At 60.4% G+C, this 26,305-nt stretch carries 21 protein-coding genes and 1 pseudogene; 10 read left to right on the top strand and 12 right to left on the bottom strand.

The window, feature by feature from the left end; translation table 11 throughout:
* Position 1 precedes the first annotated feature (1 nt).
* Positions 2 to 1,240, top strand: a complete 1,239-nt coding sequence (locus FOM02_RS40435; protein WP_027559664.1) for an MFS transporter — start codon at positions 2 to 4, stop codon at positions 1,238 to 1,240.
* Between the two features lie 97 nt (positions 1,241 to 1,337).
* On the opposite strand, the gene FOM02_RS40430 is transcribed toward FOM02_RS40435, so the two are convergent.
* Entirely contained in the window at positions 1,338 to 1,691 is a 354-nt protein-coding gene (locus FOM02_RS40430; RefSeq protein ID WP_141263017.1) for a hypothetical protein, read from the bottom strand.
* A 651-nt stretch (positions 1,692 to 2,342) separates the two neighbouring features.
* Here FOM02_RS40430 and FOM02_RS40425 point away from each other — a divergent pair.
* The 5 genes from FOM02_RS40425 (at position 2,343) to FOM02_RS40405 (ending at position 6,894) form a co-directional block, all read left to right on the top strand.
* A complete protein-coding gene (locus FOM02_RS40425) occupies positions 2,343 to 2,798 on the top strand; it encodes a cupin domain-containing protein (RefSeq protein ID WP_028146267.1) in 456 nt (151 codons plus the stop codon).
* 75 nt (positions 2,799 to 2,873) lie between these two features.
* Entirely contained in the window at positions 2,874 to 3,362 is a 489-nt protein-coding gene (locus FOM02_RS40420) for a hypothetical protein (RefSeq protein ID WP_027559661.1), read from the top strand.
* 575 nt (positions 3,363 to 3,937) lie between these two features.
* Positions 3,938 to 4,852, top strand: a complete 915-nt coding sequence (locus tag FOM02_RS40415) for an alpha/beta fold hydrolase (protein ID WP_159073925.1) — start codon at positions 3,938 to 3,940, stop codon at positions 4,850 to 4,852.
* 441 nt (positions 4,853 to 5,293) lie between these two features.
* On the top strand, positions 5,294 to 6,232 hold the full coding sequence (locus FOM02_RS40410) for a hypothetical protein (RefSeq protein ID WP_027559660.1): 939 nt from the start codon (positions 5,294 to 5,296) through the stop codon (positions 6,230 to 6,232).
* Positions 6,233 to 6,459: 227 nt separating this feature from the next.
* Positions 6,460 to 6,894, top strand: coding sequence for a hypothetical protein (locus FOM02_RS40405; protein WP_141263020.1), 435 nt, complete (start codon positions 6,460 to 6,462; stop codon positions 6,892 to 6,894).
* Between the two features lie 36 nt (positions 6,895 to 6,930).
* On the opposite strand, the gene FOM02_RS40400 is transcribed toward FOM02_RS40405, so the two are convergent.
* The 3 genes and pseudogenes from FOM02_RS40400 to FOM02_RS40390 form a co-directional block, all read right to left on the bottom strand.
* A complete protein-coding gene (locus FOM02_RS40400; protein WP_027559658.1) occupies positions 6,931 to 8,739 on the bottom strand; it encodes an adenylate/guanylate cyclase domain-containing protein in 1,809 nt (602 codons plus the stop codon).
* Positions 8,740 to 8,919: 180 nt separating this feature from the next.
* A pseudogene (locus tag FOM02_RS40395) lies at positions 8,920 to 9,148 on the bottom strand (transposase); the annotation flags it as partial.
* Between the two features lie 214 nt (positions 9,149 to 9,362).
* Positions 9,363 to 10,943 (bottom strand): glycosyl hydrolase family 17 protein, encoded by a 1,581-nt coding sequence (locus tag FOM02_RS40390; RefSeq protein WP_027559657.1) that lies wholly within the window; start codon positions 10,941 to 10,943, stop codon positions 9,363 to 9,365.
* Positions 10,944 to 11,443: 500 nt separating this feature from the next.
* On the opposite strand from FOM02_RS40390, the gene FOM02_RS40385 reads away from it, so the two are divergent.
* Entirely contained in the window at positions 11,444 to 11,620 is a 177-nt protein-coding gene (locus FOM02_RS40385) for a hypothetical protein (protein WP_156950851.1), read from the top strand.
* A 223-nt stretch (positions 11,621 to 11,843) separates the two neighbouring features.
* Here the strand turns inward: FOM02_RS40385 and FOM02_RS40380 are convergent, their stop codons facing one another.
* The 3 genes from FOM02_RS40380 to FOM02_RS40370 form a co-directional block, all read right to left on the bottom strand.
* The gene (locus FOM02_RS40380; protein WP_231164045.1) at positions 11,844 to 13,121 is read right to left on the bottom strand and encodes a complex I NDUFA9 subunit family protein; all 1,278 of its coding nucleotides are present in this window, start codon (positions 13,119 to 13,121) and stop codon (positions 11,844 to 11,846) included.
* 239 nt (positions 13,122 to 13,360) lie between these two features.
* Entirely contained in the window at positions 13,361 to 14,485 is a 1,125-nt protein-coding gene (locus FOM02_RS40375) for an amidinotransferase (protein WP_231164044.1), read from the bottom strand.
* A gap of 224 nt (positions 14,486 to 14,709) precedes the next feature.
* The gene (locus FOM02_RS40370) at positions 14,710 to 14,982 is read right to left on the bottom strand and encodes a hypothetical protein (protein ID WP_027559655.1); all 273 of its coding nucleotides are present in this window, start codon (positions 14,980 to 14,982) and stop codon (positions 14,710 to 14,712) included.
* A 202-nt stretch (positions 14,983 to 15,184) separates the two neighbouring features.
* On the opposite strand from FOM02_RS40370, the gene FOM02_RS40365 reads away from it, so the two are divergent.
* Entirely contained in the window at positions 15,185 to 16,084 is a 900-nt protein-coding gene (locus tag FOM02_RS40365) for an alpha/beta fold hydrolase (RefSeq protein WP_084334341.1), read from the top strand.
* Positions 16,085 to 16,159: 75 nt separating this feature from the next.
* Here the strand turns inward: FOM02_RS40365 and FOM02_RS40360 are convergent, their stop codons facing one another.
* Positions 16,160 to 16,981, bottom strand: coding sequence for a phosphotransferase (locus FOM02_RS40360; protein WP_027559653.1), 822 nt, complete (start codon positions 16,979 to 16,981; stop codon positions 16,160 to 16,162).
* A gap of 11 nt (positions 16,982 to 16,992) precedes the next feature.
* Complete coding sequence (locus tag FOM02_RS40355) at positions 16,993 to 17,310, bottom strand: DUF1127 domain-containing protein (protein WP_063617177.1); 318 nt, start codon at positions 17,308 to 17,310, stop codon at positions 16,993 to 16,995.
* 224 nt (positions 17,311 to 17,534) lie between these two features.
* Here FOM02_RS40355 and FOM02_RS40350 point away from each other — a divergent pair, with 224 nt between their 5' ends.
* The gene (locus FOM02_RS40350) at positions 17,535 to 19,088 is read left to right on the top strand and encodes a winged helix-turn-helix domain-containing tetratricopeptide repeat protein (RefSeq protein WP_027559652.1); all 1,554 of its coding nucleotides are present in this window, start codon (positions 17,535 to 17,537) and stop codon (positions 19,086 to 19,088) included.
* A 125-nt stretch (positions 19,089 to 19,213) separates the two neighbouring features.
* Here FOM02_RS40350 and FOM02_RS40345 read toward each other — a convergent pair whose 3' ends face one another.
* The 3 genes from FOM02_RS40345 to FOM02_RS40335 form a co-directional block, all read right to left on the bottom strand.
* The gene (locus FOM02_RS40345) at positions 19,214 to 19,780 is read right to left on the bottom strand and encodes a hypothetical protein (protein ID WP_027559651.1); all 567 of its coding nucleotides are present in this window, start codon (positions 19,778 to 19,780) and stop codon (positions 19,214 to 19,216) included.
* 43 nt (positions 19,781 to 19,823) lie between these two features.
* Positions 19,824 to 21,425, bottom strand: a complete 1,602-nt coding sequence (locus tag FOM02_RS40340) for a hypothetical protein (RefSeq protein ID WP_027559650.1) — start codon at positions 21,423 to 21,425, stop codon at positions 19,824 to 19,826.
* 231 nt (positions 21,426 to 21,656) lie between these two features.
* The gene (locus FOM02_RS40335; RefSeq protein WP_027559649.1) at positions 21,657 to 21,989 is read right to left on the bottom strand and encodes a nuclear transport factor 2 family protein; all 333 of its coding nucleotides are present in this window, start codon (positions 21,987 to 21,989) and stop codon (positions 21,657 to 21,659) included.
* Between the two features lie 152 nt (positions 21,990 to 22,141).
* On the opposite strand from FOM02_RS40335, the gene FOM02_RS40330 reads away from it, so the two are divergent.
* A complete protein-coding gene (locus FOM02_RS40330) occupies positions 22,142 to 26,080 on the top strand; it encodes a LuxR C-terminal-related transcriptional regulator (protein WP_265441015.1) in 3,939 nt (1,312 codons plus the stop codon).
* The last annotated feature ends 225 nt before the right edge of the window (positions 26,081 to 26,305 follow it).

Below are 26,305 nucleotides of genomic sequence, written 5' to 3'. Positions count from 1 at the left end.
TATGCCCCTATTGCAGGTCCTGCGTCCGACATTGCCCATCCTGATCGGCGCCTCGATCATGCTAACGCTGAGCATGGGGCTGCGGCAGAGCCTGGGCATCTTCATGCAGCCGTTGACGCATGACATCCACATCTCGATCTCGGATTTCACGCTGGCGCTGGCCGTGCAGAACCTCGCCTGGGGCTTCCTCCAGCCGCTCGCCGGCGCGATGACGGTGCGCTACGGCTTCCGGCCCATCATGATCGTTGGCGCGCTGATGTATATCGTCGGCCTCGCGCTGATGGCCATCGCGAACGGGCTCGTCAGCATCATGATCGGCGCCGGTGTGCTGATCGGCACCTCGCTCGCCTGCACCGCCGCGGCGATCGCGATGTCGGTGGCGGCGCGCGCGGTGCCCGAAACGGTGCGCTCCACCGTGCTCGGCATCGTCTCCGGCGCGGGCTCGCTCGGCGCCTTGCTGTCGGCGCCGATCGGCCAGATGCTGAACGAGGGCTTTGGCTGGCGCATCGGGCTTGCCGGCTTCGTCATCATGTCGGTGCTGATGATCCCCGCGGCATGGTATGCCGGCCGCATCGACGCCATCCCGCTGCCGAAGCCGGCCGCCGACGACATCGGCGATGCCACGGCCGCGTCGGTGACAAAGGCGGCGTTCGGAAATGCTCCCTTCGTGGTGATGACCTGCGCCTATCTCGTCTGCGGCATGCAGCTCGTCTTCCTTACCACGCATCTGCCGTCCTATCTCGCCATCTGCGGCCTCGATCCGATGCTCAGCGCGCAGACGCTCGGCATGATCGGCGGCTTTAATGTGCTGGGCTCGCTGTTCTTCGGCTGGGCCGGCCAGCGCTGGAACAAGCTGGCGCTGCTGGGCGGCATCTACATCCTGCGCTCGCTCGCGCTCGCCTGGTACTTCATGCTGCCGGCGACGTCGTTCTCGACGCTGCTGTTCGGCGCGATCATGGGCTTCCTCTGGATGGGCGTTGGCCCGCTGGTCGCGGGCGCGGTCGCCGAGATGTTCGGCCTGCGCTGGCAGGCGATGATCCAGGGCCTCGCCTTCATGAGCCACCAGATCGGCAGCTTCCTCGGCGCTTACGGAGGAGGGGTCCTCTACGACGCGCTCGGCTCCTATACCATGGCCTGGCGCATCGGCGTGGCGCTCGGCCTTGCCGGCGGCATCATCCAGGTCGCCTTCGCGCTGATCCGGCCGTCGCAGCCGCCGGCGCCGGTGTTGAAGGCGGCGTAGGTGAACGGTGTGGTCACTCTCGTCAACTTGGATGGCGGACGTCACGCTGCTTGGACGTGATGGCCGCTTGTGACCCATTGCGGACTTAGCCATTTTCCTAGTTTTTGACCTTGCTGTTCACGAATGAAATCAAGTGCCTGATAGTCGCCTCGCCGCACTCGAAGAAGCATCGCTCGACCGTAGCTGCAAAACGCATTTGCACGTCGTGGGTCAGCTGTATCTTGACGTGAGTCATCGGGGGCTGGCGGTAGAAGGTTATCTGCTCGCCCCAATAGTCTTTCAGATCGGTGGCATCGAATTGATATAGATCCAGCCGCGGCCGCCCGGATGGCGGCATAAGTCGCGAGATATCCCGAAATTCAGTTTCTGAACGCGTGTAGTTGACGAAGAGCCGCTGACGCACGATCGGCTCGGATTGCACCCGGTTCAAAGGCAATTGTGGTCTCTCCAAATCGGAGCTCCAACAACTCCGATTTTCTCTCTAGCGCTACAGGCAACTCGGTCGATGCTGCAAGCAGCGGAGTACTCGACGCTGCTCCGCAACAGACGGCGAAGAGAAACGAGATCAGCAGCGAATGCGATCGTGGGGTGACCATAGTGGCTAACCGGAGGGTTGCGCCTCCACTCTTAATGGTTCGGTTAGAAAGTGATACTCGCTTTGGCGAGATGCGAGAAGACCGCTTGTGGCCCTAAGGTGAAGATCGCGGTCGCGCTCGGTATTCAGCAGTGGAAGCCAGACCCGACGTGCCGAGAACGCCGCCAGATCGACGCGAATGACCCAACTCGGACATCGGAGCCAATGGCTTGGACCGGATTTTTTTGGCGTCTCTTCGCCGATAAGAGGGACTTTTGGGCCGGCGCGGGATGCTGTAGTCTTCTTTAGAGCTGCTTTTCGAGATGGGGCGTGCCGACGTCTCCGTTCGAGGTGAATGCAGCAAGGAATGCCTTCGGCGGGCATCGCACTTCCTTAAACCGACAATTCTTTTGCGCCGGTCTACTTGTGGGCAATCCGCAATGCGCGCGGGCGCGGGATAGCGCTCGATTGTGCAGGCAACGCCCTCGGTTCGCTGAGGCTCCTTTGGAAAAGACGAGGAGGAGTATCATGACGCTTGCAAGCAAGATTGGTTTGAGCATCGCCGCGCTCGGCGCGGTCGGTGTCCTTAATGCCGTCGAAATGGCAAAGGCCGACGACGTGCCTGATGCGCTATCCGTCGAGTGGCAAGGCAAGAAACCTTGCGAGAAGCTTTTTGACGACGCAAATGTCAGCGTGGTCCGGTGCACGTTCCAACCGGGGGCTGTGCACGTCTGCCACTCACACCCGGGTTACCTAAGCTATGTGGTGAGCGGAGGCCAAGGACAGATCCGGGACGAGAAAGGAATGCGTAAGATCAATGTAACTTCCGGCGCATTGTTAGATGTACCTCCGACCCCATGGCACGAGTTTGCAAACGTAGGAGACACCACGATTCAATTCGTTGTCATCGAGAAAAAATACCAGCCTGTAACCCCAGTGAGTCAAACCGCATGCCCGAAGGAAACAGTGGGTCGCACGCAATAACGGATGGTAGGGACCAGCCGCCAGGCTCGCTTTCTGGGTTCGCGGGTAAGAAGTGCACATAGGTAGGAGGGCCTGATGAAGACTGCCTTTCTTTCAACCCTGATCCTTGCACTTTCGACAAGCGCCGGCTTCGCACAACAGCCCGCGCAGTGCCGAAACTTCGAGGCTACAATTGCGCTTCAGATGACCAAGGAAGGTTGCTTAAGCCAGATCGACCTTTGCACTGTCGGAACAGTCATGAGCAACGAGCCCGCTCTAAACGGCGCAACGTGGCTTTTCACGGCGCACGGGATGGCCGAAACCGCTGGACTGCCTTCGTTGCCCAAAACACTGCAATCTTACGCGGGAACGGTGCTAGTCACGGCAAAAGGGGGAACATTCACGACCAGCACTGTTGGCGTGTACGAAACCGAGCCGCCGGCGTTCAGCCAATTGGATAAGATCGTCAAGGGAACCGATCGATTCAGCAACTCCACCGGTCGGCTCATTTTTCTCACCGGCATCGGTCGGCAGGCTGGCGGATTTGATTCGCACGCTCGCGGCGAGTTGTGCGTGAACGAATAACGAGGCCGTTCCGATAAGCCGAGGTGGAGGCTCGAGACGCGGGAACAACCGCGAGGCGTTGAGAGGGAGGTTCTGTTGGTCCGAGCCAAGCCTTCAATGTCGCCTGTTGGCCCGTGGCTGACTTCCCCTCTTGGCCTCGCATAGTCCGCTTCCGAGGGCTGAGCAGAAAGCTATCGTGGAGACGCCGAGGGCAGCCTTTGACCCTGAGCCGACGTCGACCAGCCGTCAGCTGCGCAATCGCTCGCGAGGCGATCCTGGGGAACGGTGTGACGTTTTGTGCACCCCCTGCGTGTGTTTGAACTGGTAGTATTGGTAGCGGTGGGCTCACCTCATTGCCCCTTGCCGATCCGGCGCCCTGCCCACCAGACCCGCCTGATCGGCCACTCTGGCCGCGTCGCGCGTATAGGCCACGGGGACTCGAACCCCGAGCCACCGGATTCATAGGGCGTAATCCGACTCCTAGAGTCCCACCTTACCGCCGAGAATCGCGGATTAGACCACAGCTTACTAAGCGAAACCGAAGCAGAAAGGTCTCACAACACCAGGAGAGTCATATGCAACCGAGAACGCTCCTCTTGAAACACATCGTCCTCATATCGGTAGCAGCCATGTTCTTCGTCGCGAGTCCGTCGTTCGCGCAGCAGAAAGGTGCGTCTTCTTCGGAGATGAAAACAAAAGAGGTGGGAGTTGATGGCCTCACACTCCATTACATTGAGCTCGGGCAAGGAACTCCAGTGGTGTTGGTGCACGGCACACTGGAGGATTACCGCACGTGGGATGGACAGCTCGAGGCGTTCTCGAAGGGATATCGACTGATCTCGTACAGTCGTCGGTACCACTATCCAAATGAATGGCCCAAAGTTGCAACGGATTTTTCCGTCACGCTACATGCAAAAGACCTGGCTGCATTCATCAAGGCACTTAATCTACCCCCGGTTCATCTCGTTGGTCATTCGTATGGGGCGTTCATTGCGTTCCTGGTCGCACGAGATCACCCGGAGGTCATTCGCAGTCTGACGCTGGGCGAACCGCCCGTATGGCCGTTACTGAAAACGACTCCTGAAGGAGATGCTCTTCTTAGCGCCATTATCACGAGGTCAATCGCTACGAGCGAAGCATTCAAGCAGGGGAATGACGAAGAAGGAGTGCGTCGATTTGTGAACGGCGTACTGGGCGATGGTTCGTACGAGAAAATCCCACCTCCCGTTCTGAAGCGCGTCATGGACAATGTTCAAGAACTGAAAGGCGAAGCCTCATCGCGAGACCTCTTCCCGCCCACCACATGCGAGGACGTGCAGAAGGTGAAGGCGCCAACATTGCTCGTCGACGGGGGGCTCAGCCCTAAGGTGTTCCGTCTCGTCGACGACATGCTGGAGCACTGCCTGCCGAGCGTCGAACGTGCAACGATTCCGGCGGCATCTCATCAGATGGAGGTTGAGAACCCCCAAGCCTTCAATGATACGGTGCTTGCATTCATTGCAAAGCACTGAACTGTTGCATCTCGTTCAATATCGTTGATGCCGTTTTCCGGGAGCTCGGCCGGACGATCGAGCGCTTCCGGGCGGCCGCGCTCCGGCGCGCCGCCTCGCACTGATAGTGCCGCAGGTTGGGCCCTTGCCGGGCTCGATTGGGTCACGATGCATCCAATGTCGCCTTTTGGCCCTTAGCTGCCTTTCCTCTTAAGCGCCTGAACGTCGGCTTTCCAGCCGCGAGCGGACTACAGGTGGACGGTGCCAGGAAGCCCGCTTGTGACCCCAGGCCGACCTCGATCAAGTGGGAAATGACGACTTCGCTCACAACGGCGGCGTGGCGGCTCAAAATTCGGCTGAACGCTTCGGCCGCCTTGTGCGACCAATCCTCGCGGAGAACAATCGCTGGCGGCTTGAGCAACGAGCCGGATTGCGCCCGCCTCAACCAACGGAAACACGCGAATGTCGCTGCCAAGTTGTGCCCTGCCGGCGCAAGCCTATAACCTCGAGCTCCTGCACGAGGAGGGGCGCCCTGGCCCGGAGAGCCATGGCTGGTGCTTCGGGCTGCCGCCTGGCATCTCGGCCGAGCAATGGCCGCTCGATCCGCTCACCGGCTATCCGCTTGTCCACGGTCTTACGCTGCGCTTGCCGCCGGACTATCGCTGCCACGGTCCGGATGTCACGGGCCTGAGTTTTTTCGGCTGTTGCAACGAGCACAGCGAGGGCGGCACGAGCCCGGACGAGACCATTCACGCCACCATGACCGGGGCCGCTGCGCCCGCGGACCCGCGCTATCTCCCGTTTTGGACCGCTGTCCAAAACAGCCATCCGCGGCTGCACCGCATGATCGACATCCTTGATGACAACTATGCCGTCATTCTCTTGACGGAGTCAGAGCTCAATGGTCCGCTGTGCCGGCCGCCGGACACGGCGGCCGCGCGCGCCCTGAGCTGCCACGCGGCGCCAAAGTGGCTCGAGATTGGGGGCGCTCGCGCCTTCTTCGATGAGCTGATCGGCTCAACGGATCCGCGAAAGCACTACTTGCCAAAGGTTCTGGGCGGCGCGCCCGACTCGAAGCTCGCCTGGAGCCGCGGCTTGCGCTGGCGGCCGCGTGCGGTCGATCCAAACGCCGGCAAGGCGCCGCAAGATCCGTTCACCGGCGACAAGGCCGCAGGCTATCAGCAGCCTTATTATTACGAAGGCGAGAACTATCTCGACCAGGCCTGGACCAAAGACCATGCGCCCAATCATATCGGCGGCACGATGCGCCCGACCCAGGCGACGCCGCGCTTCAGCCCGTTCTATCTCGAATTCGCGGAATATCTCGGTGGCTACAATTTCGGCACCGGAAATTGCCAGCTCGACTTCTTGAACATGAAGCTTGACTGGGCCTGCGGCTAATCGCTCGAACGCCTCCTGCGCGCTCGCTGCATAGTGGCCGCTTTGCGCCAATACCGGCCGCCCCTCGCAACTCAGCTTCTGGCCCGAAGCTGCCTTTCCTCTTAAGCGCCTGAACGTCGGCTTTCCGGCCGCGAGCGGACTACAGGTGGACGGTGCCAGGAAGCCCGCTTGTGACCCGAAGCGGACGAACCCGTTTATAGAAAATTGAGCATCTGCGGCACGATCGATTGACGCGCCCGCACACACAACCAAAAGCTGATTTGCCGGTATATGTGTTGGAAGTAGCGACGGAGGACGGCAAATTGGGTTTGGCACTTCTAACCCTAGCGGTCGGGATCATAGCTATCTTCACGGCATTGGCGTTCTTACTGTTGCGAACACCGATACCCACTGACAGCCTAACCGGCGAACAAGCATTGGCTCCGGTCGAAGCAAACCCCGCCACCCACAAAGCTTGTGGCGCGGGCACGACCTTGATCGCTGCTGCTGGGATCGGGATACTTTGGTTCTTTATTTGGAAGTTGATAGCGATTGCGCTGCAATACCTGTTTGTGAGCGGAACTTCGTCGCGTGCATTTCCGGTAGTGCCACTGTCCTTTGCCATTTCGATTGCGACGATGTGCGTGGTGGTTCTGCTTGTACGTCGCGCTAGCAGATGGTAGGCGTGCCCCCTGTAGCGCCGTCCGCTTGTGTGGCCCTTAGCCGAGCAAGGTTGGGGCCGTTTCCGGCACCCCCGCCAGCCGCATTCCCTCAACGAGGCGTTCGTGGACAGCAAGAAAAATCGGATTGTCGCTCGGTACGTGAGCGCGAAACCGACAGATGGTGAAGCTTGGATCAAGCGCAAGTCCCGCTCGTACCGTGGCGCGCGCCTGGTCTAGTTCGCCAAGCCACGCAAGCACTGCTCCGAGAGGGAAGTGGGCGAACGAATGGTTGCGGTTTGCATCGAGGCCCCGACGCATCCAGATGACCGCCTCGTCATCGACACCGAGCTGCGCCTTGGCAAGGCCAACATATCCCATCCAACGAGCGGCATAGGTGTCGCGAGGAGAAAGGCGGAACGCCTCGTTTATGTGAGCTTCGGTTTCTGCGCCTCGACCAAGGAAGAACTTGGCCAAGCCGATGAGAGCATGAGCGCGGGCTAAATTGCGATCCAGCGCCAATGCCTGCTGGCACTCCGCGATGCCTTGGACTGCGCGTTTCGTAAATATTTGCGAGTTGCCCAAGGTCAAGTGAGCCAAAGCGTGGTTTGGCGCGAGGGATAGTACCCTCATTATGGTTGTCTCCGCCGCAGCAAGCCGCGCTGAATGGTCATCGGCTATAAAGGAAGCCCCTATTGAGGTGTCGACCCGCGCCAAGCCGACCATGGCCTCAATGTTTTCGGAATCGAGCGCAAGGGCCCTCTCGAAAAAACTGCGCGCTCGTGTCAGGCAATTGGGGGTCTGCCCCTTGTTGAACCAGCTGCTGCCTTGGAACACCAAGTCCATCGCGTCTGGGTGCAGTGAACACTCGGCCCGCCGCGCCTCCGCGGCAACAAGTTCGGCATCAAGCTCGTTAGCGAGTCTCGATACGATTTCATCCTGCATGTCAAGGAGGTCGGCAACAGGCTTGTCAAAGCGTTCGGCCCAGAGGTGATTGCCTGTATTGGCGTCGACCAACTGCACGTTCACACGGAGGCGGTTGCCGCTTCGCTGCAAAGAACCTTCGAGCACATAACGGACGCTAAGCTCACGTCCCAGCTTCCTTACGTCCAGGGCTTTGCCCTTAAACGTGAAGGCGGTGTTGCGCGCAATCACAAACGCGCCACCGATGCGCGATAAGTCTGTAGTGAGGGCCTCGGTCACCCCATCCACGAAGTACTCTTGTTCCGGATCACCGCTGAGGTTCGTAAAAGGAAGCACTACTATGGAAAGGTGAGGCGCTGAAGCCGTGTCCCACTTTGCGCGCATACCGTGGGTCGCGGGGCTTTGCTCTTCCCAGACGATAGAGAAGGCCCGGACCGGGCGAGCAATGTTTTTAAGGCTCTGCTCACCCATGTCGGCGAACTCGACGCCAACTTTGCCTCGGACGTGATCATACGCAGACAACGAGATGCAGATGCCGCCGGGCTCTGCGATCGTCTCAAGCCGCGCCGCGATGTTTACGCCATCGCCGAATATGTCATTGGGCTCGATGATTACGTCTCCAATGTTGACTCCCACCCGGAAGGCTATGCGACTGTCTTCCGCGTCTCCTATTGTAAGTTCTCCAACTCGGATTTGGAATCGTACAGCAGCTCGGACTGCTTCAACCGCACTCGGAAATTCTGCCAAGAACCCATCGCCAGTGTTCTTCACGATGCGGCCACGATGCTCCGCAATCGCGGGGCCGACAGCTTCCGTCAGGAGCGTCGTAAGTTTGGTATGAGTAATTTCTTCGTTGTCGTGCATTAGCCGCGAATAACCAACCACATCGGCGGCCAATATTGCCGACAGTCTGCGCTCGATCCGGACTGGCCGCTCTTGCACCATGGCTCGCAAACCTAATCCACGGCACACCGTATAACGGATAACAGAGCGCAACTAAACCGGCTGTGACGGGCGACCGCCTAACCTGAGTGTTCGTTGCTTATCGATAGAAAGGGCAGGCGCGCTGACCGATGCTACGGCTTGCCGAACCACTAAAATGGGCGCTCGGCTGAAGCGCTCACTGCCTCGCTTGCACCAGCGCAGTGCCTGTGTGGTTCCGAGCACGAAGCGGTTGTAGCATGTGGTGTACGGACCAAACATCTCGGGCAGATCACGCCAAGGTGCTCCGGAGCGGGACCCAGAAGATGCCATTGAGGACACGACGGTCGTTAACCCGAGGAACGCCACGCGGCTTGTTCGGCAGCATGGGCTTGATGGCAATCCATTCATAATCGGCCAGTTCGTAGCGCATGATTCGTGCCCCCAGTTTGGAAGCTTGAATCACAGGGGTCTGGCCAGACGCAACGCTTCCGGGCAGGCCCCGGTTGGACGCTTGGGGGTAGAAGCGGATATCAGCCAGCCGACTATCTCAGCTGAAACCGTCGAAATGACCCGATGCGGTCATCGTGTCGCTCGCGCCGCGTCAGCTTTTGGGCCCAAAACGGAAGTCGGCTGACCAGGTTTTCTCAAGCGCGCGCGCGCCACAGCGTAACTGCAAGCAGGATATAGGCAGCACAAGTCCACAGCGACTGCCAATTATCCGGCCTTTCGCTAAGCGCTGCATAGATGGCCGCCACCAAGAATACGCCGGCAAATATCGCTTCCGCCATGGGGCGGATTCCTTTCTTGGGGCGATTGAGCTGAGTCATAGCCGCGAAAGGGACCGCCGCCATAGTGAGGGCCGCAAAAGGAAAATCCTTCTCGCGCGGGTCAAATATAAAGCCCAGCGCGGTCTGCGTGCCGATCACGATGGTTACGATCAAGATCAATCCGTGCATGATCGCCAGCCCCGATGGGGTCCGGAAGTCCTCCGGACCCAGCAATTCCAGAAATGTGGGCGGTGCGCGCCCGGAGATCAGGGCATTAGCGCCAAATAGCGGCGAGGCAGTTGCCGCCACCAGAAGTGCGCCCCACAGAAGCCAGCTGCCCGCGTCGTAGCTTTCATAGAACATCTTTTGAGCGGCCACCCCAAACAGGGCTCCGGCGGTGGTCGCCGATATTCCGACCGCAAACCATGAGGCGAGCCGAGGCTGCGAGGGCTTCCGGCGCGAGCTCAACCACGCAGTCCCGAACACCAGGATCGCCAGCGCCATTCCGCTGCTCATTTGCAGTTTCCAGAGCGGATAATTGCTGACGGGGATGCCCGGCGGATATTTCAGCGTGCGCTGCGCGGAATCGAATAAGCCCCACGATCCGCCGACGGTGCCCTCGAACTCATGCTTCCACAATTCATCATACGCCTCGAACAGGTTGACGCGGAAATTCTCGCGCCGGGCAAGATCGAGGATCTCCGAGATCACTCGCGCCTGATTGGTGCGCGACGGTAGCGCCGAGCCGCGCATCCGCCCTTCGCTCGGCCAACCTGTTTCTCCGATCAGGATTTCCTTGCCCGGAAACGCCAACGCCATCTGCTTTCGGATGGCGTCGACGTGAGCAGCGGCAGATTTCGCCGGGACCGGGACATTTTCCCAATATGGCAGGATATGAACGGTGACGAAATCGACGGCGTCATCGAGTTCCCGATAGCGCAGCCAGTACTCCCAGACGTCGGAATAGGTGACGGGGACCGGCACCTGTGCCTTGACCGAGCGGATCAAGGCAGCAAGGTCGGAAGGCGTCATCTTCCGATGCAACAGAACCTCGTTGCCAACCACGAGTGCGGTGATGGTTTCCGGATATTGCTGGGCGAGGCGTATGCCCGTGGATATCTGCGTCGCGTTCTTCTGTCGGTCCCTATCGAGCCAAATTCCCTGAATGACTTTCAGCCCTACCTTGGACGCGAGTTCGGGGATCTGATCGAGACCAAGATCAGTCGCATAGGTACGGATACAGTCGGTTATTTTGACAAGCTGCGCGAGATCTTCCGCGATCTGGTCTCGCGGCACTGGTGTCGGCGACTCTGACGTTTGGTTGTTGCGGAAGGGCGCGTAGGATATGCATTGCAGTTTGGCATTCGGATCGATCGGTGCGCGCGCCAAGTCAATCGGTATGGCCAGCCACCACCACACCGCGGCGATCGCACCCAGGGATATGATGAGAAGCGCCACAGGCGTGCGAAGCGAGATAGATCGACCCTCCAACGTAGAGATCGTCGGTCAACCGGCATGCTGTTGTGACCCGACAACAACAGAAATCATCGTCCGCCGGTATCTACTTGATCTGTGAAATCTGCCGCCAGATCGTCCGTGCCGCAAGAGGCGAGTCAATATCGAACGATGGCCATGAGATTTTCTCACTCTGAGTTCTTCGCATTATGACCCAAAAAAGACATCGGAGTACTGGACGGCAGATCTCAACGAAGCCAGACCATCATTCCCGCGTGGCATCGCGAGCTGCGCTCAGCGCGCTAGCCGCGTTTCAAGCGCGCCACCGTTGTCGGCTCATGGCCCTTAGCGGACCAATCGCGGCATCGTGCGCCACGGCAGCTTTTGACCCATCTGCGACATCAGCGCGCATATTGCTGTGATGCACGATACCGGCGGGATTTGAAGTACATGTTAGGCTGTCGCTCGGCCTTGAGGGCGACGTAATGCGACGGCGCGATTTCATGACGCTTGTCGGCGGCGCGATGGTGGCGTTGCCGCTCGCAGCGCTGGCCCAGAAAGCGGGGCGGATCTATCGCCTGGGTTGCTTGTTTCCGCATCCTCGCGACATCTCTTTTAACGTGCGTTTTTTCGTGGGCTGGAAGATCGGGCCGTCGAGCTGGTGCCGATACCCCCGGTGAACAGTGTGGATGCGCTCTTCGCAGCCAATCGGGATCGGCTCGCCACAGAAGCACTTCGACCACCCGCCGCAGATAGAGGCGACGTGATTTGCTGGCGGCGAGTATTACACCTCGTGACGCCCTGGGCCGACCATCGATCTATCGCGCCTAGTGGGCGATCTCGGAGGCGAGCCACTTCCCGACATCAGTAGTCACGTCGCAACATAGTAACAAAATCTGGCGCTTACCTGGTCCGAGCCTTCTTTGCCTTTTGAGTTTCCTCGTTTGCATGCTGGAGCATCGCCTTGAGTTCTTCCTCGAGCGATCGCGGCGAAATTCCGACTAGCCCAAATCCCGGCCGGCTGCCGGAGGCCGTCGTGTCGATCTGCATAAGCTCAACCTGATTGCGCGTGAGCGGCGGGTGCGGCAGGATCTCAGCGAGGCCCGCGGCTGCACTCCAGAAAGCGAAGGGTATTCGCACCAGCATTGGCCGCAATCCAGCGGTGCGCGCAATGGTCCGCAACAGCTCCTCGTATGAGTAAATACGCGGGCCGGCCAGTTCGTAGATTGGGTACGGTCTTTGCGTTTGCCGCAGGACTTGTGCGATCGCCTCGGCGACGTCGTCCACGTATACCGGCTGAAGCCTCATCCTGCCGTCGCCGAACAGCGGATAAGCCGGCAGGATCCGAAGCAGCGAAAGAATTGTCGTGAGAAAGGCGTCGTCCTTTGCGAACATTACCGCCGGGCGGATAACGACTGCGCCAGGGAATGCGGCTTGCACGGCCGCCTCGCCTTCACCGCGGTTGCGAATATAGGGCGAAGGCGATGCGGGGTCAGCGCCTATTCCTGATAGGTGCACAAACCGTTTGATCCCGGCCCGCCGCGCCACTCTAGCGATCCTGGCGGCCGCTTCGACGTGCACCGAATGAAATGTGTCGCCTCCATGCTCGGCGTAAAGGCTGATGGCGTTGACGACGCCGTCGGCACCCATAACGGCGGCCTCTACAGAGCGCTCGTCATGTGCATCGGCTGTGATCTTTTCTACGTTGTCTCCCTCGACCCGCACAGGATGCCGCGAGGCTATGCGGACCGTAACGGTTGAGACGCTCAAATGGTGCACAACGCGACGACCAACAAAGCCCGTTCCCCCAAACACGGTCACGCGGTTCATTCCCCGGTCCATCCCACGATCCTGTGCGACGTTCTCTATTGACCCGCCGAGCGCAGCGCGCACTGCCTCAGCCGCCTCCGCCGGCGAACTGCCTTTGTTGAGATGATGTGAAATCACATCAATCAGAATTTGCGCTGCGGGGCCGACCGTTTGCAACTCTATCCTGGCTTGATCGATCAGCGGCTGCGCTTCAATGTAGAGCGCATGTGCCTGTTCGATGATCGGATGTGCCTTATTGAGAAGATCGATCAGCGCCTTGGTCGCTGGCAATGACCGCTCAATTTGTTCAAGCTGCGCGTCGCTGAGACCGGAAACGTGACCAATGACTTCAATGAGCAAGTGTTTCAGCATGGCGCAACCCTGCTGGTAGCGACGCTAGCTCAAGGCAACCAAGCGTCGGCGCGGGCTCGGGGGGCGTCAGTTGTTGTCTGAGCCGACAGGGCCCGGCCGCCAAGCCATCTGAGCCCGGAACAATCGCCCGCAATGGTGGCTGATATTTGATACCATATCAATCGTGTCCAGCATCCGGATGCCATGGGCAAAGGTTTATCTGGACCGGGCCGACTTGGCGCCGGCCGTTAGAAGTCGGCTCAAAAGTAGCTCTCCAACGTGCCGCGCCGCCGGACATCGAGCGTGGCGCAATGGAAGGCGCCACCAAATGCCGCATAGTGTAAGAACTCGCAGGGAATCGGCTCGAATCCCCAATTCTCCAACGCACGCATCGTTGCGGTATGATGTGGATCTACGATGACGCGCTTCTCGTCCACCATCAGTACGTTCATGTTGAGCCATTTACCGCATAGCGAAGTGATCCTGAGCATAGGATCGGTTATCGGGTCGGGCTCGGGGGCCACGAGGATGTCCCATCTTTTCAAGATGGCCGGAAGACGGTCGACGTCTATGTATTCGGGATTGATCAGAATCTTGCCGGGCCCAAGCGGCAATATGGTGGTGTCGATGTGCATCGGATTGGGGCAGCGGCTCTCGATCTCATGGATGCGATAACCGTCGCCAAGGTGGCGCCGCAGCCATTCAATACCAGACGCGTTCGTGACGTTGCTGCGAGTCACGAACAGGTCGCGCCCGCAGCGAAAGAAGTCGGCGGCGTCAAAGACCGGTTCGAATTCGGTGAGGATGTATGAGATCGGCTCGCCTCTTTTGGGGACGCGAAATTCAGGGACGAACAGTTCGTCCGTCAGTTGCGGTCTGGGCGCGCCCGTCCACCGCGCGCCACGTTGAAAATAATCCTTCAGAATCGGACGAAAGGAGTGCGTCTCGAAGTAGCGACAGGGCCAAACCATTGGGGTTTCAATGATCTCGTCGCCGATCACGAGCATGCTGTCACGCGGGCAGGAATTGCAGAAGCCGCGCGAGGACCATTCCGGCGTGCTGAAGCGCTTTCTGTGGTCGACGGCGTCCGGCCGCCTCACGACGATGTCCAGCGACCGTAGCAGCGCAACAAAGCCATCAAGCTCACGCTGCGCCGGTTCGATCATGATCTTTGGGTAACGGAAGCCTGCGAACAGCGACTGGGCACGCGCTGCCATTCCCGGGACGTTGCAGGTGACAACCGAATGATCGGACGGGATACCCGCACCCTCGAGCCTTCCGACTATCACTTCCTCCAGCGTGTCCCACTCGTTGTGTGAGTTCACCGGAGAAACTCGGTCCGATGGGACGGCATCCGAAGCGCGAGCGCGCGTGATCATGTCCATGCATGCGGCCTTCTGTGTGCTACAACAGCCGCAGGTCCTGGAAGTTCCAGAGGTCCGACCGCCGGTTGCCGGGTCGATCGCAAATTCTTGATGTCGCCTGTTGGCCCTTAGCGGACCAATCGCGGCATGGTGCGCCACGGCAGCTTTTGACCCCAAACAGACATCTGGCGAGAGCGGGACGTGTCCTAAGTAGAATTATGGGGTGTCCTGATTTGCGGAAGACCTCAGATGCGCCACTCGACGAACTCTTGGAGGAATTGTTTACCTTCTGGCGTCCATGTGCCGAAGAGCCCACTGTCCGACGAGTCCACTAGCCCAAAGACAGCGAGAGCGTTGATAGCATGCTCGCCTGCCTGCATAGCGCCGCTGTCTACAGTGTCGCCGAGCCGGCCAAAATATTGCTCCACCATCTTAGCCAAGGCGACCAGCAACATCCTCTCACGATCCGTCATAAGCATCACTCTTACGAATGCCGCCGCGCTCGGCGGAAGCTTCATAGCAAGCCACCTGCGATGTCGCCTATTGGTCCTGAGCCGAACCAGGTTCAGCCCATTATGGTGTCGGCTACCGTCGATATAGCGGACACCGGTCGCGCTGGCTTTGATGGGCGCTTGTGACGCATAGGAGGCAAACCGGCCAGAAGCGTATAAGCTTCTGAAGAGACATGTTTCTCCCTATGATTGCATTTGCGAGGCCACAATGTCTTTTCAAAAAGTCGTCGGCTCCGTCCTCTTTGCAGTTGCTGCGATAGCCAGCAGTTTGGCCATGGCTGACGACGTAAAGCGAATCTCCGCCAACGGATACGAAATCGCCTACGTTGAAGCGGGCCAAGGCGATCCCGTCATATTCGTCCACGGTGGTCTGCAGGACTACCGGATGTGGAGCGAGCAGCTTCCGAAATTCGCAGCCCGATATCGCGCGATCGCGTACAGTCGTCGAAACAACTATCCCAATCAGACAAGTCCGGAGGGTACACCCGATGCTGCAGCCGATGTGCATGGTGAGGACCTTGCAGGTCTCGTGCGCGCTCTGGGGTATTCCAAAGCCAGGGTCGTGGCGCATTCATCCGGAGCCCACGCGGCGCTTTTCTTCGCCGCAACGCATCCCGACATGGTCGTCAGTCTCGCCGTGAATGAACCGCCTGCGCTTGGCATCCTGAACGGTCTGCCCGACGGCAGTGACATGTTGAAAGAGCTGGGTGCAACGCTCGCCCCCGCCAGAGAAGCCCTGAAAATCGGCGATGTGCAACGCGGCATTCCCCTGTTCGTCAATGGCGTTGGCGGGCCGGGCGCATATGAACGTCGCTCCGAAGCCCATCAAAAGATGAACTTGGACAACGTTGCATCATATCAGGCGGATGCGACGACCAAGCGGCCAAGGCCGGTCTTTACCTGCGACATGGCCAAGGCCATTGCGGCTCCGACGCTCCTATCCGCGACCGAACGAAGCCCGCGATTTTTTCATCGAATCGTCGACCAATTGGAGCGTTGCTTGCCGAACAACGAAAGAATCGAGATCGCTGCGAGCTCGCACACCGCGCCATGGGAGAATCCGGCCGCTTACGATCAAGCCGTCCTGGCCTTCATGGCGAAGCATTAGCCAGCAAGTCGGCTTCTGGTTCCGAAGCCGACACCGAGTGCAGCCGCATCGACGGCCAAGCGCGCGATGAAGAATTCAGCCTTGCGGGCGCAGGGCCGCTTCGGCGCGCTGCATCATCCGCTGCCATCGCTCGCTTGTCGGCCCGCCCATGAGCAGGAAATAGCGGACGATCGCGATCGGCAGCCAGGTCTCCATCGCTTGCCTCAGCGCCGCTACCGGCTTGCCGGACAGCCGCGCGTATTCGGATTGCGCGGCCGCATTGACCGCAAGCGGCCGCTGCGGATTGTCGGCGACGTCGAGGGCAAACTCGGTCAGGCTGATGTGAGTGAGCCCGTGATCGAGGGCCGCAGGCGCGCGGATCGAAAAGGTCCAGTCGATCAGCCGCGGACCGTCCGCCGTCATGATCACGTTGCCAGGATGGATGTCGCCATGGCACAGCCCGTCCCCCGGCTGCTGCAGGCGGTCGATCAGCGCGAGGATGCCTGAGGCGATGTGCTTGGGCACGATGTCGCCCGAGAGCCTGAAGGCGTTGTCCATCCAGCTGCGCAGATGGAAGGCCTCCAGCGGCGGCGACATTCTGTGAACGGACAGGCCGAGGGATGCAAGGATCGCACCCGCCTGGGCGAACGTCACGGCGCCACTGCGCGTGACCTGCAGCAGTGTCGGTCCGTCGAGGCGGCCGAGCACGATGCCGAAGCGTCCGTCGAGCGTCACATCGCCCAACACCTCCGGCGCCGGCACGCCGGCGACGAAGACTGCCTGGATCATCCGCGCCTCTTGCTGGCCGACCCGCGGCGGGAAACCTCTCCTGAACAGTTTTACGACCTGACCTGGCGCCCAGGCGTGGATGTCCGCCGTGCCGCCCTGGTTGATCTTCTCCCCGAGGGATCCCCGCATCGCATGTACTCCTACCGGTCGCAACCAAATGCCGCGGGCGGGCAAGAGAGAACGCTCCCGTCATCTTGGCTGCCAGCCATGGTCGTGGCTTGTCCGCCGGAGAGGGCGCCGCGCGCATCGCAACCTCGATGCGAGGCGAGGTAGGCGATTTCGCTGCGCGCAATACCGATATCCATCAGCTCCCTGTCACTCAGGGCGCACAACTTGGCCAGTAGAGTCTGGCGTTTGCGCCACTCCTGAAACGCATCCCAATATGGTTCGAGAGGACTGTAGACCTGCCGCCTTGCGGTTAACGCTCCCAGCTCAGTGGTCCCGCGGATCGTGCTCATCAGGGCGTGTCCTGTCTGGACTGTTAGGTTATTGTTTGAGCATGATCTTTTCGGAAAACCGCTGCGCACTTTGCGCTAACGCGGCCCTTCGGGTCCGGACCATGCTCTAGGCAGAAGTTGCCGCAAGATGAGCGGGCGCGCTTAACTGGCGGGTTACATTTCTCTTACCGGCGGCATATTCTTGATGCGCTGGTACAGAGGCGACCCCGAGAAGGAACGGCAGCTTGCGCTATCTTTTCGAGGAATATGCATTCGATACCGACCGGCGCGAGCTGCATCGGGGGACTGAAGCGGTGTCGATCGCACCGCAGGTTTTTGACCTGCTCGATTACCTGATCCGCAACAGGGAGCGGGTTGTCAGCAAGGACGAGCTCATCAAAGCCATTTGGAATGGGCGCAGCGTATCTGACGCGGCGCTGACAACCCGCCTGAACGCCGCCCGGGGTGCAATCGGCGATTCCGGCGAGGAACAGCGCTTCATCAAGACACTGCCGCGCAAGGGCTTCCGCTTCGTCGGACAGGTGCGGGAGGCGCGAGACGTTGCGGGCCCAGACCCGGGCGATGCGCCCGAGAGCGCTCCTGCAGTGCCCGACAAGCCCTCCATCGCCGTGCTGCCGTTCGCGAACATGTCTGGCGATCCCGAGCAGGAATACTTTGCGGACGGGATGGTTGAGGAGATCACGACCGCGCTGTCGCGGTTCAGATGGTTGTTCGTGATCGCTCGCAATTCGAGTTTCACCTTCAAGGACAAAGCCGTCGATATCAAGGAGGTCGGACGCAGGCTTGGAGTCCGCTATGTGCTTGAGGGAGCCGTGCGCAAGGCTTCGGGGAAGGTTCGCATCACGTGCCAGTTGATTGAAGCGGCCACGGGCGCGCACATTTGGGCGGATAGGTTCGAGCGTGACATGACAGATATTTTCGCGTTGCAGGACGAGGTCACGCTCGCCGTTGTCTCAGCTATTCAGCCGAAGTTGTTTCAAGCAGAAATTGCACTGGCGACGCGGCGGCGACCGGAAGACCTCACCGCATATAATCTTTATCTCCAGGCTGTACAGCAAGCCGACCGATCGTCCCGCGAAAGCTTGGTCGAGGCACTTCGACTGGTCCAGCGCGCCCTGGAGCTTGACCCAGGATTTGCGGCTGCGGCCGCTTTGGCAGGTGCCTGTCATATGGAAAACGTTCTTAGGAGCTACGCGACTGACCCACAATTCGAACGCAAGGAAGCCGTTCGGCTCATGCGCCTAGCACTGAGCCTCGACGATCATGACCCAAACACGTTAGCAACTGCTGCATTGATCACCGCTTTGTTGGTCGGCGATTTTGAAACTGAAATTGAGCTGGCCGATCGTGCGGTCGCGCTCAACTCAAATTCATCTCACACATGGAACTGCAGAAGCTGGGTCTACAAGATTGCGGGGCAGCCGGAGGAAGCGATCCGGAGCTTTGAACGCGCCATGCGAATGAGCCCGGTGGACCCGCAACAATTCACAGCGTTAACCGGGATGGGGTATGCCTTTATTGAGCTTCGTCGCTTTGACGAGGCCATCGTTGCAGGAAAGAAAGCCCTGCGTCAGAATCCGTCCTATCCAGGACCATATCGCTGTCTCGCCTCCGCTTTCGCCCATCTCGGGCGTGACGCTGAGGCCCGTGAGGCGGCGGCCGGTATGCTTGAGGTCGACCCCGCTTTTACAATATCGGCGTGGATCGCTCGGAGCCGGCTACCAATAAATGCGAAGCTGATGATTGAGGGTTTTCGCAAAGCGGGGTTGCCCGAGTAGCCTCACATGTAGACGAGGTGATCGAATACCAGCACTCTTCTGCGGCGCATCAGTCCGGAGTTGGCCCTTGATTGTCATTCGTCTCAAGCGCCTGAACGTCGGTTTTCCGGCCGCGAGCGGACCAGCTATAACCCCAGCGCGACCTCGGCCCATTTCAACATGCGCTCGCTGTTGAGGAACGCCAGCACCGCCGGCTCCAGTGACGCGGGCGCGCCCGGTCCAACCACAGCCGTCGCGGCCACCATGTCGCAGCGCTGATTGAAGGCGAGTGAGAGCGCGGTGTTAGGATTTCCCTCGATGCGATAGGCCCGGCTGCGGCCGCGCATCGGGCCGACGATGATCTCTCGACCGGCACCGGTCGGCGTTGCCTTGCCGATCAGCACCAGGTCGCCCATCTGCTCGAGGTCGCCATCGTCGGCGACGCCGGTGGCGCAGTTGCAAAACCCGAGCTTGGCGCGAACGTAGAGCAGGACCTCGCCGCCGCAATCGGCGGCCTTGCAGCGGAACGCCTTGCCTTTCCCCCAGGGATCTGCGGCGAAAGGCCAGTCGGTTTCCGTCCACACCGGGCGGATCTCGCCCGATGCTGCCGTTGCGCGTGCCGGATCGCCGGATCGCGATATCCAGATCGCCGCGGCTGCGCAGAGCAGGAGGGTGGCTGCGCTGATCGCGACGAATTTGCTTGTCAGGCGCATGGAAGCCGCCGCGGCACTTTTGCTAATTGCGAGCCATGAATTGCTAATTCTGAGCCATGAACTTTCGTGCGGCCGCGAGGTCCTCCCGCGAGGAGTCGCCATTTCGTGCCATGTCGACGACCTTTGCGTAGTACTGGCGTGCCTTGGCGGCATCACCCGCTTTCTCGGCGGCGTGAGCGGCGCCAATCGTCGCGCCAAAGCGGTTCGGCTCCTTGCGCATGGTGCTTTCGAACGCGGCCAATGCCTCTGCCGCCATGCCGCGTTCGAGCAGCATGGTTCCGTAGAGCTCGCGTGCCGGGGCGAGCGGTCCCGGCGTCACGATGGACTTTTCGGTCTTGTCCTCGGCATCGGCGGCAAGGCGCATCGCCTCCAACGCCTCCGCCTGTTTTCCCTGGGCATTGAGTTGCCAGGCCGTGGCGACCTGCCGCTGAATGTCGACGATCTCGGCCCAATAGGCGTCCTTGTCCTGCTGCAGCTTGTCCCGCAACTCCGCCAGCTTGGCGATGTCCGGCGTCGCTGCGTCGGCATTGCCGGAGCGCGCGGCGCCGAGGGCGCGGGCGAAATAGGTGATCGCATCGACATAGGCAAACCGGCTCGGCTCGACCTTCAGCGCGGCAGCGCCCTGCCAATCGCCGCGTTCGACCATATAGCGCGCCTGGCTCGCCGCTATCGCGTAGGGACCGGCGCGGACGGCCGGCGCATAGCCCGTGGTCGCAACCATGTCCGCGATGACGTCGCGGGCTCGGCTGTCCTGCGCAAGCTGGAGCAGGGCGTAGACCATATAGTCGTCGGCATGCAGCTGCTCGCTGGGGTCCTTGCCCTCCTTGGCAGCCTTGGCTGAACGGCTATTGGCGTCGATGGATTCGTTCCAGTAGCCGACGCGTGTGAAGATGTGCGAGGGCATATGCAGAGCGTGCGGCGCCGCCGGCGCGATCTCGGAATAGCGCTTGGCGGCGTCGAGACCCTGCGCTGCTATCGCCGGATAGTCGTAGAGGTGGATCAGGTAATGCGCGACGCCGGGGTGCCGCGGCTGCCGCTTGAAGATCGGCTCCAGGATGGCCGCGCCCTTGAGCTGGTTGGCATAGGTCTTGTCGTTCGGTGAGGCCGTGACATTCAGCGTGATGGCGTAGGCGATCTGCGCCTCGTCATCATCGGGATAGCGCGCGGCGACGGCTTCGGTCGCCTTGAGATAGGCCTGCGCGCGTTGGCCAAACGTCGTCTTGTCGTCGCCCGAATAGAAGGCCAGCAGCGCGTCGATATAGTCGCGTTCGCGTTCGCTCTTGGCGCCGAGTGCCTTGGCCTTCTGCAGCGCGGCGAGGCCCTGGGCGAGGTTTTCCTTCGGCGCGGGGAAATGCGGATTGTACAGCAGGCTGAGGGCAATGCCCCAATAGGCGATCGCGCATTCCGGATCGGCCTGCAACGTCTCCTCGAAGATCTCTTTCGCGGGCCGGTACCAGAACGAGTGCTGATAGCGCATCCCGCGGTCAAAGCGCCGCTGCGCCACCTCGTTGCAGGTGGTCTGGAAATGAACCTTGCCAAACTGCTCGTCGGTCCCGTCCTCCGCGCGTGCGGCAGGCGAGGCGGAGATCGAGCCGAGGGTAGCGAGGGCGAGAAGAGAGACTGTTCTCAAGGCGAGCGCACGCATCGGCCCCTCCGCTTCTGTTTCGAAAAAATTTGGTCAGATGGCGCCGATAAAAGCCGGGCGCCGAATTTCGTAACTCTGAGATCGACAATGGCAAATTGCGTTGCTGGAAGGATTTGCCCATTCGCGATGCGAGTCAATAGGACGCGGGCGGATTTGCGTTAGGGAAGCACGCCTGTCTGGCTCTCAGCGCGCGCGATCGCAGCCGAAGCGGGCTTGGATCACGCCACAGGGCTAATGTGAGGGATTGCAGCTCAGTTCCTTGATCCTTCCGGCGGCGTCAAAGGCAAAAAGCGCGCTCATGACACCGGCATTGGTGAGGTAGGAGATAATGGTCCCGTCGGTGTGCGAGGGATTGAGATCGTCCAACTTGCCTGCCGGGTGCTCTCGGAGGCGATCGATCCAATAGGCACGAAGCGCCTCACGGCTCGTAATGGTTCTGACGGCGCAGCCGCAGCCGCAATGAACCACGGCATCTTCGGCATGCATGTCCAGGATCGCCTCGATATCGCCGGCACGGTAGGCATCGAGCCAGTCAATCGCAGCCGCCATCGGGTCAAATGACATATTTTCTCGCCCAAATGCCCTCAAAGCTCGCGGTTCCAATGTAACGTTAACCCCCTAAGCCTCTTTCTTCGTTCGATTAATTGTATTTTAATATCTCGCCCGGTCTCGGCCATATGCCGAAGTACATAGATGGCCGGGCCGAGGCAGTGTCCATGTTAGACGTGTCTGCGAACCAAGGCATATTTCAGCGCAACCGGATTGTGATCGTCGATCGACAGCCGATCGTTCTACAGGGGCTGAAATCGATACTCGGAGCACAGCAGGACTTCGACGTTGTCGCATCATGCCGCGATGCGACAAGCGGTCTCGAAGCCATCAGGAAATTGACACCCGACGTCGCGCTGATTGCCGACACCCTGCCGGACCTGACGGTCACCGAGATCCTGGCGATTACGAAGGCCGAGACTGTTCCAACGCGCCTGGTGTTCTTTACCGAGGGCGAAGCCAACCACGAACTAGCCGCCGCGATTGCTGCCGGCGCCTGCAGCGCAATTTCGAAATACGTCTCCCCCGACACCATGCTGCGACTGCTGCGGCTGTTGACGAAGCATGGTGTGTCGCCCGAGCATTTCGATCTCTCGCCAACCGGCAAGCATGCCGTCGGCGCCGGCAAAATCGAAACGAAGCTGGAGCTATTGACGCACCGCGAACGTCAAATCGTTCGACTGGTGTCAGAAGGAATGTCGAACAAGGAGATCGCGCGCGCGCTAAAGGTTTCACCAGGGACCGTCAAAGTACACCTGTACAATATTTTTCAGAAGCTCGAGGTCACCAACAGGACCGTGCTCGCGGCCCTCGCGTTGTTGAAGCATCCCTCCGGCTTCGGCACGCTCGCGCTGGCTTTTCTGGCGATCGCCATTGCGGACGAACTCAAGGCGTCGGAAGCGAACGATACGCTTCCGGATGACGACAGCATCGGCCACGCGGGAGAGCACGCCGGGCACGAGCACTATGAGCCTTGGAAATATGAGCCCTGGAAAAAAGCCATTCTGCGGCACCTCATCGTCTGGGAAGCCGGTGAGACGCACCTGCTCAGCCAGAGAGACTTTTTGGCCAAGCTGAGCCAGGTCGCGAACGCGCCGGCGGCAATGGAAGCGCTGCGCGCAGCCGAGCAATCTGCGGACTCGAAGCCGTCGAAAATCGACGGCCCTGTTGGATCGGGCGCGCCGCATCTTCCTGCGCCTCTGCAGCGAGCAACCAGCGACACGCAGATGGCCGGTGACCTGACCGCGGATCATCATTTCCCCCGGCTTGCTTCCAATCCGATGTCGATTCCGGGAGGGTATGGCACCTTCGCCACTCTCGCCGGTGCGTTGATCTACGCACTGCACGATCCCCATCACGCCGTGCAGGCGCATGAGCTGGGTCAGGCGTCGATCGAGAGCTTCGTTTCCGTCGCCGGAGAGAATGCGACCACAAAACTGGCCGCGATCCCTCATGTCGACGCCAATCATGTCGACAACTCGGCCCCGGGCCTGCCTTCGCACGATGCCCGCCTGTCTTCCGCGCATGTGACCACTGGAAACGAAAGCGTCGCTGCAGAAGACGCTCGGATCCAAGTGAGTCCTGGCGTGAGTCACGGTGCCGAGGGTGATTCACTCCAGAAACCTGTTGGCCTGGTCGACGCCGGTCACGATGCCAGTGTTGACGGACAAAGCCGCGGTCAATTAATGGGCGGCGGCAGCGTTGATGGAAACGTTGTTCATCGCTCCTCGACCGATTCCAATTCTACCTCGTCTCAATCCGCCTTCGATTTCGCTTCCGGGTCGGGCAGGATCAATCTTGCGGCTTTCGGAGCGCTTGCGTGCCTGCATATGACCGCAGCGAGCAAGTCCATACCGCCACATACCCTCGCCTGGATCTACGACGCCGCAAGCAATGAAACGATCGTCTACGTGAATCCGACCGATCATGTCCTTGATATCGGGGATCGCAGCCTGCTGGAAATCCATCTGCAGGGGATTGTGTCCGTCGCGGAATCGGATGTCGTCGACCAGCGAGACGGCGCACCTGTCGCCATCACCTTGGAGAAGCTCGAAGAAGCGCTGACATCGGCAAGCGCCATCGATGAGGCTGTTCTGAGCAAGGACAGTGCCGAGGCCCGCATCGAGGCGAGCGAGAGCACGCTCGGGACGGCTGGAGTTTGGGCCATGCTGGCCGACCGCGGCTCGATGTTCCAGTTCGCGCACACTCGGACCGGCCCAGAGGGAACGGCAAGGTTCAGAACCTCCACGGGCGAGTCGGCGGAAGCAACGGCAGAAAGCAATGGTGCATCTGCCGAACCGGTTCGCGTATCATCGATCGTGCATGCTCATAGCGCGGCGGCTCCGGCGGTTGGAAACGTCACATCGAACAGTGGTCCGATCAATGCGGACACCGGCGTTTCGTCGCCGGGGTTGAACGTGACCGTCCAACCGGGCGTTGCAGTAGCCGACAGCGCGGACCGCGGTAACTCGCAGCACACTTCGGAGCCAGCACCTGCACAGGCGGCGGCCCCGGAAGCGACTGAAGCTGACTCCAAATCGGGCAATGACGTCGACAATGGCGCCGAGGATGACGCTGCGGCTTCGGACGTTCCGCCAGGGTTAGCGAAGAAGGCAGAATCAAGCGGAGCTGAACACGGCAACTCGCGGCACTCAAAATCGACAGATGCGACTGACGCAGCCGAGAACGTTCCGGACGTCGCAAAGACCGACAGCGCGGAACACGGCAACTCGCAGCACGCTTCGGAGAAGGGGTCTGCAAAGGCGGCAGCCACGGAATCGACTGAGGCTGGCGTCAAGCCGGGCAAAGGGGTCGGCCATAACGCCGAGCATCACGCTGCGGCTTCGGACGTTCCGCGAGGGTTAGCGAAGAAGGCAGACTCAAGCGGCGTCGAACATGGCAACTCGGGGCACTCAAACTCTGCAACGGCGTCGGACGCAGCCGAGATCGATCCGGCCGTCGCAATTGCCGCCACTGCGGGCCATGGCCACTCGCAGCACACTTCGGAGAAGGGGGCGGCAAAGGCAGCAGCCACGGAATCGACTGAGGCTGGCGTCAAGTCGGACAAGGGTGCCGAGCATCACGCTGCGGCTTCGGACGTTCCGCGAGGGTTAGCGAAGAAGGCAGACTCAAGCGGCGTCGAACATGACAACTCGGGGCACTCAAGCTCCACAAACGCGCCTGACGCAAGCGAGATCGATCCGACCGTCGTGACGGCCGCCGGCGCGGGCCACGGCAACTCGCAGCACACGTCGGAGCCAGGGGCTGCAAAGGCGGCAGCCACGGAGTCGACTGAAGCTGACTCCAAGCCGGGCAACGGCGTCAGCAATGGCGCGGAGCATCACGATCCGGCCTCGGACGTTGCGGGGGCGGCAGGAGCAGTGAAGACGGCAGAACCGGTCGCCGTGGAACACGGCAACGCGGAGCACGATCTGCACGCAACCCCTGCAAACGCACCGCAAGCAGCCGAGATCGTCGATCCGAGCGTCGCAACCGGCGGCAACGCCGGACGCGGTAACTCGCAGCACGCTTCGGAGCCTGGGCCTGCAAAGGCGGTAGCAACGGAGCCGAGCCAATCCGACTCCAAGCCGGGCAACGGCGTCGGCAATGGGGCCGAGCAACATGCTCCGGCTTCCGACCCTGCGAGCGCGGCAGCGGCAGTGAAGACGGCAGAAACGGCCGCCGTGGACCACGGCAATTCGGGGCACTCAACCGCCGCGAACACACTGGAAGCAGCCGACATCGTCGATCCGAGCGTCGCAACCGGTGGTAACGCCGAACGCGGCAACTCGCAACACCCTGCGCAATCTGCTGCAATCGCATCTGACGACGCGCAGCCGGCCAAAGCCGCAGCCGTGACAGGCGGTGCAGATCAAGAACAGGTGTTCCGCTTCGATAGCGAGGCAGCTCCATCCACTCTCGTTGCGATCGTCGCGCCTAAGAAACTTGATGACCCGCTCGATCAACACGTTCCGCCCGGTCAGCAAGCGGACCTCGAGGCGATCGCCAAAATGGTCGCGATTGCACCGGACGAACACGCGAACAACCACGGCAATGGTGGTCCGCATCACGCCATTGTACCTGCGCATCATGACCTTCTGGTTTAAATCTGGAAGATGTCTTTGAATCAGGATCCAGTACTTCAGCGCAGATCGGTTGATGGGATGTGAAGGGGCGGATTACATTACGAGCCTTTCTCAATCTTCACCCAGAGTGCACTCCCCAGCTTCGATGAATTCCTGGCGGCGTACGCCCATGCCGGGAAGCGTGTTGGTGACAGCGCAAGTGCAACCAAAGCCTGCGTAATCCGCTGCGCTTTGGCAACGATCAGC

The organism is Bradyrhizobium sp. SEMIA, from assembly GCF_014844175.1.
GTDB lineage: Bacteria > Pseudomonadota > Alphaproteobacteria > Rhizobiales > Xanthobacteraceae > Bradyrhizobium > Bradyrhizobium arachidis.
The sequence above is the reverse complement of the archived record's forward strand: the minus strand, read 5'-3'. Positions and strand labels throughout refer to the sequence as shown.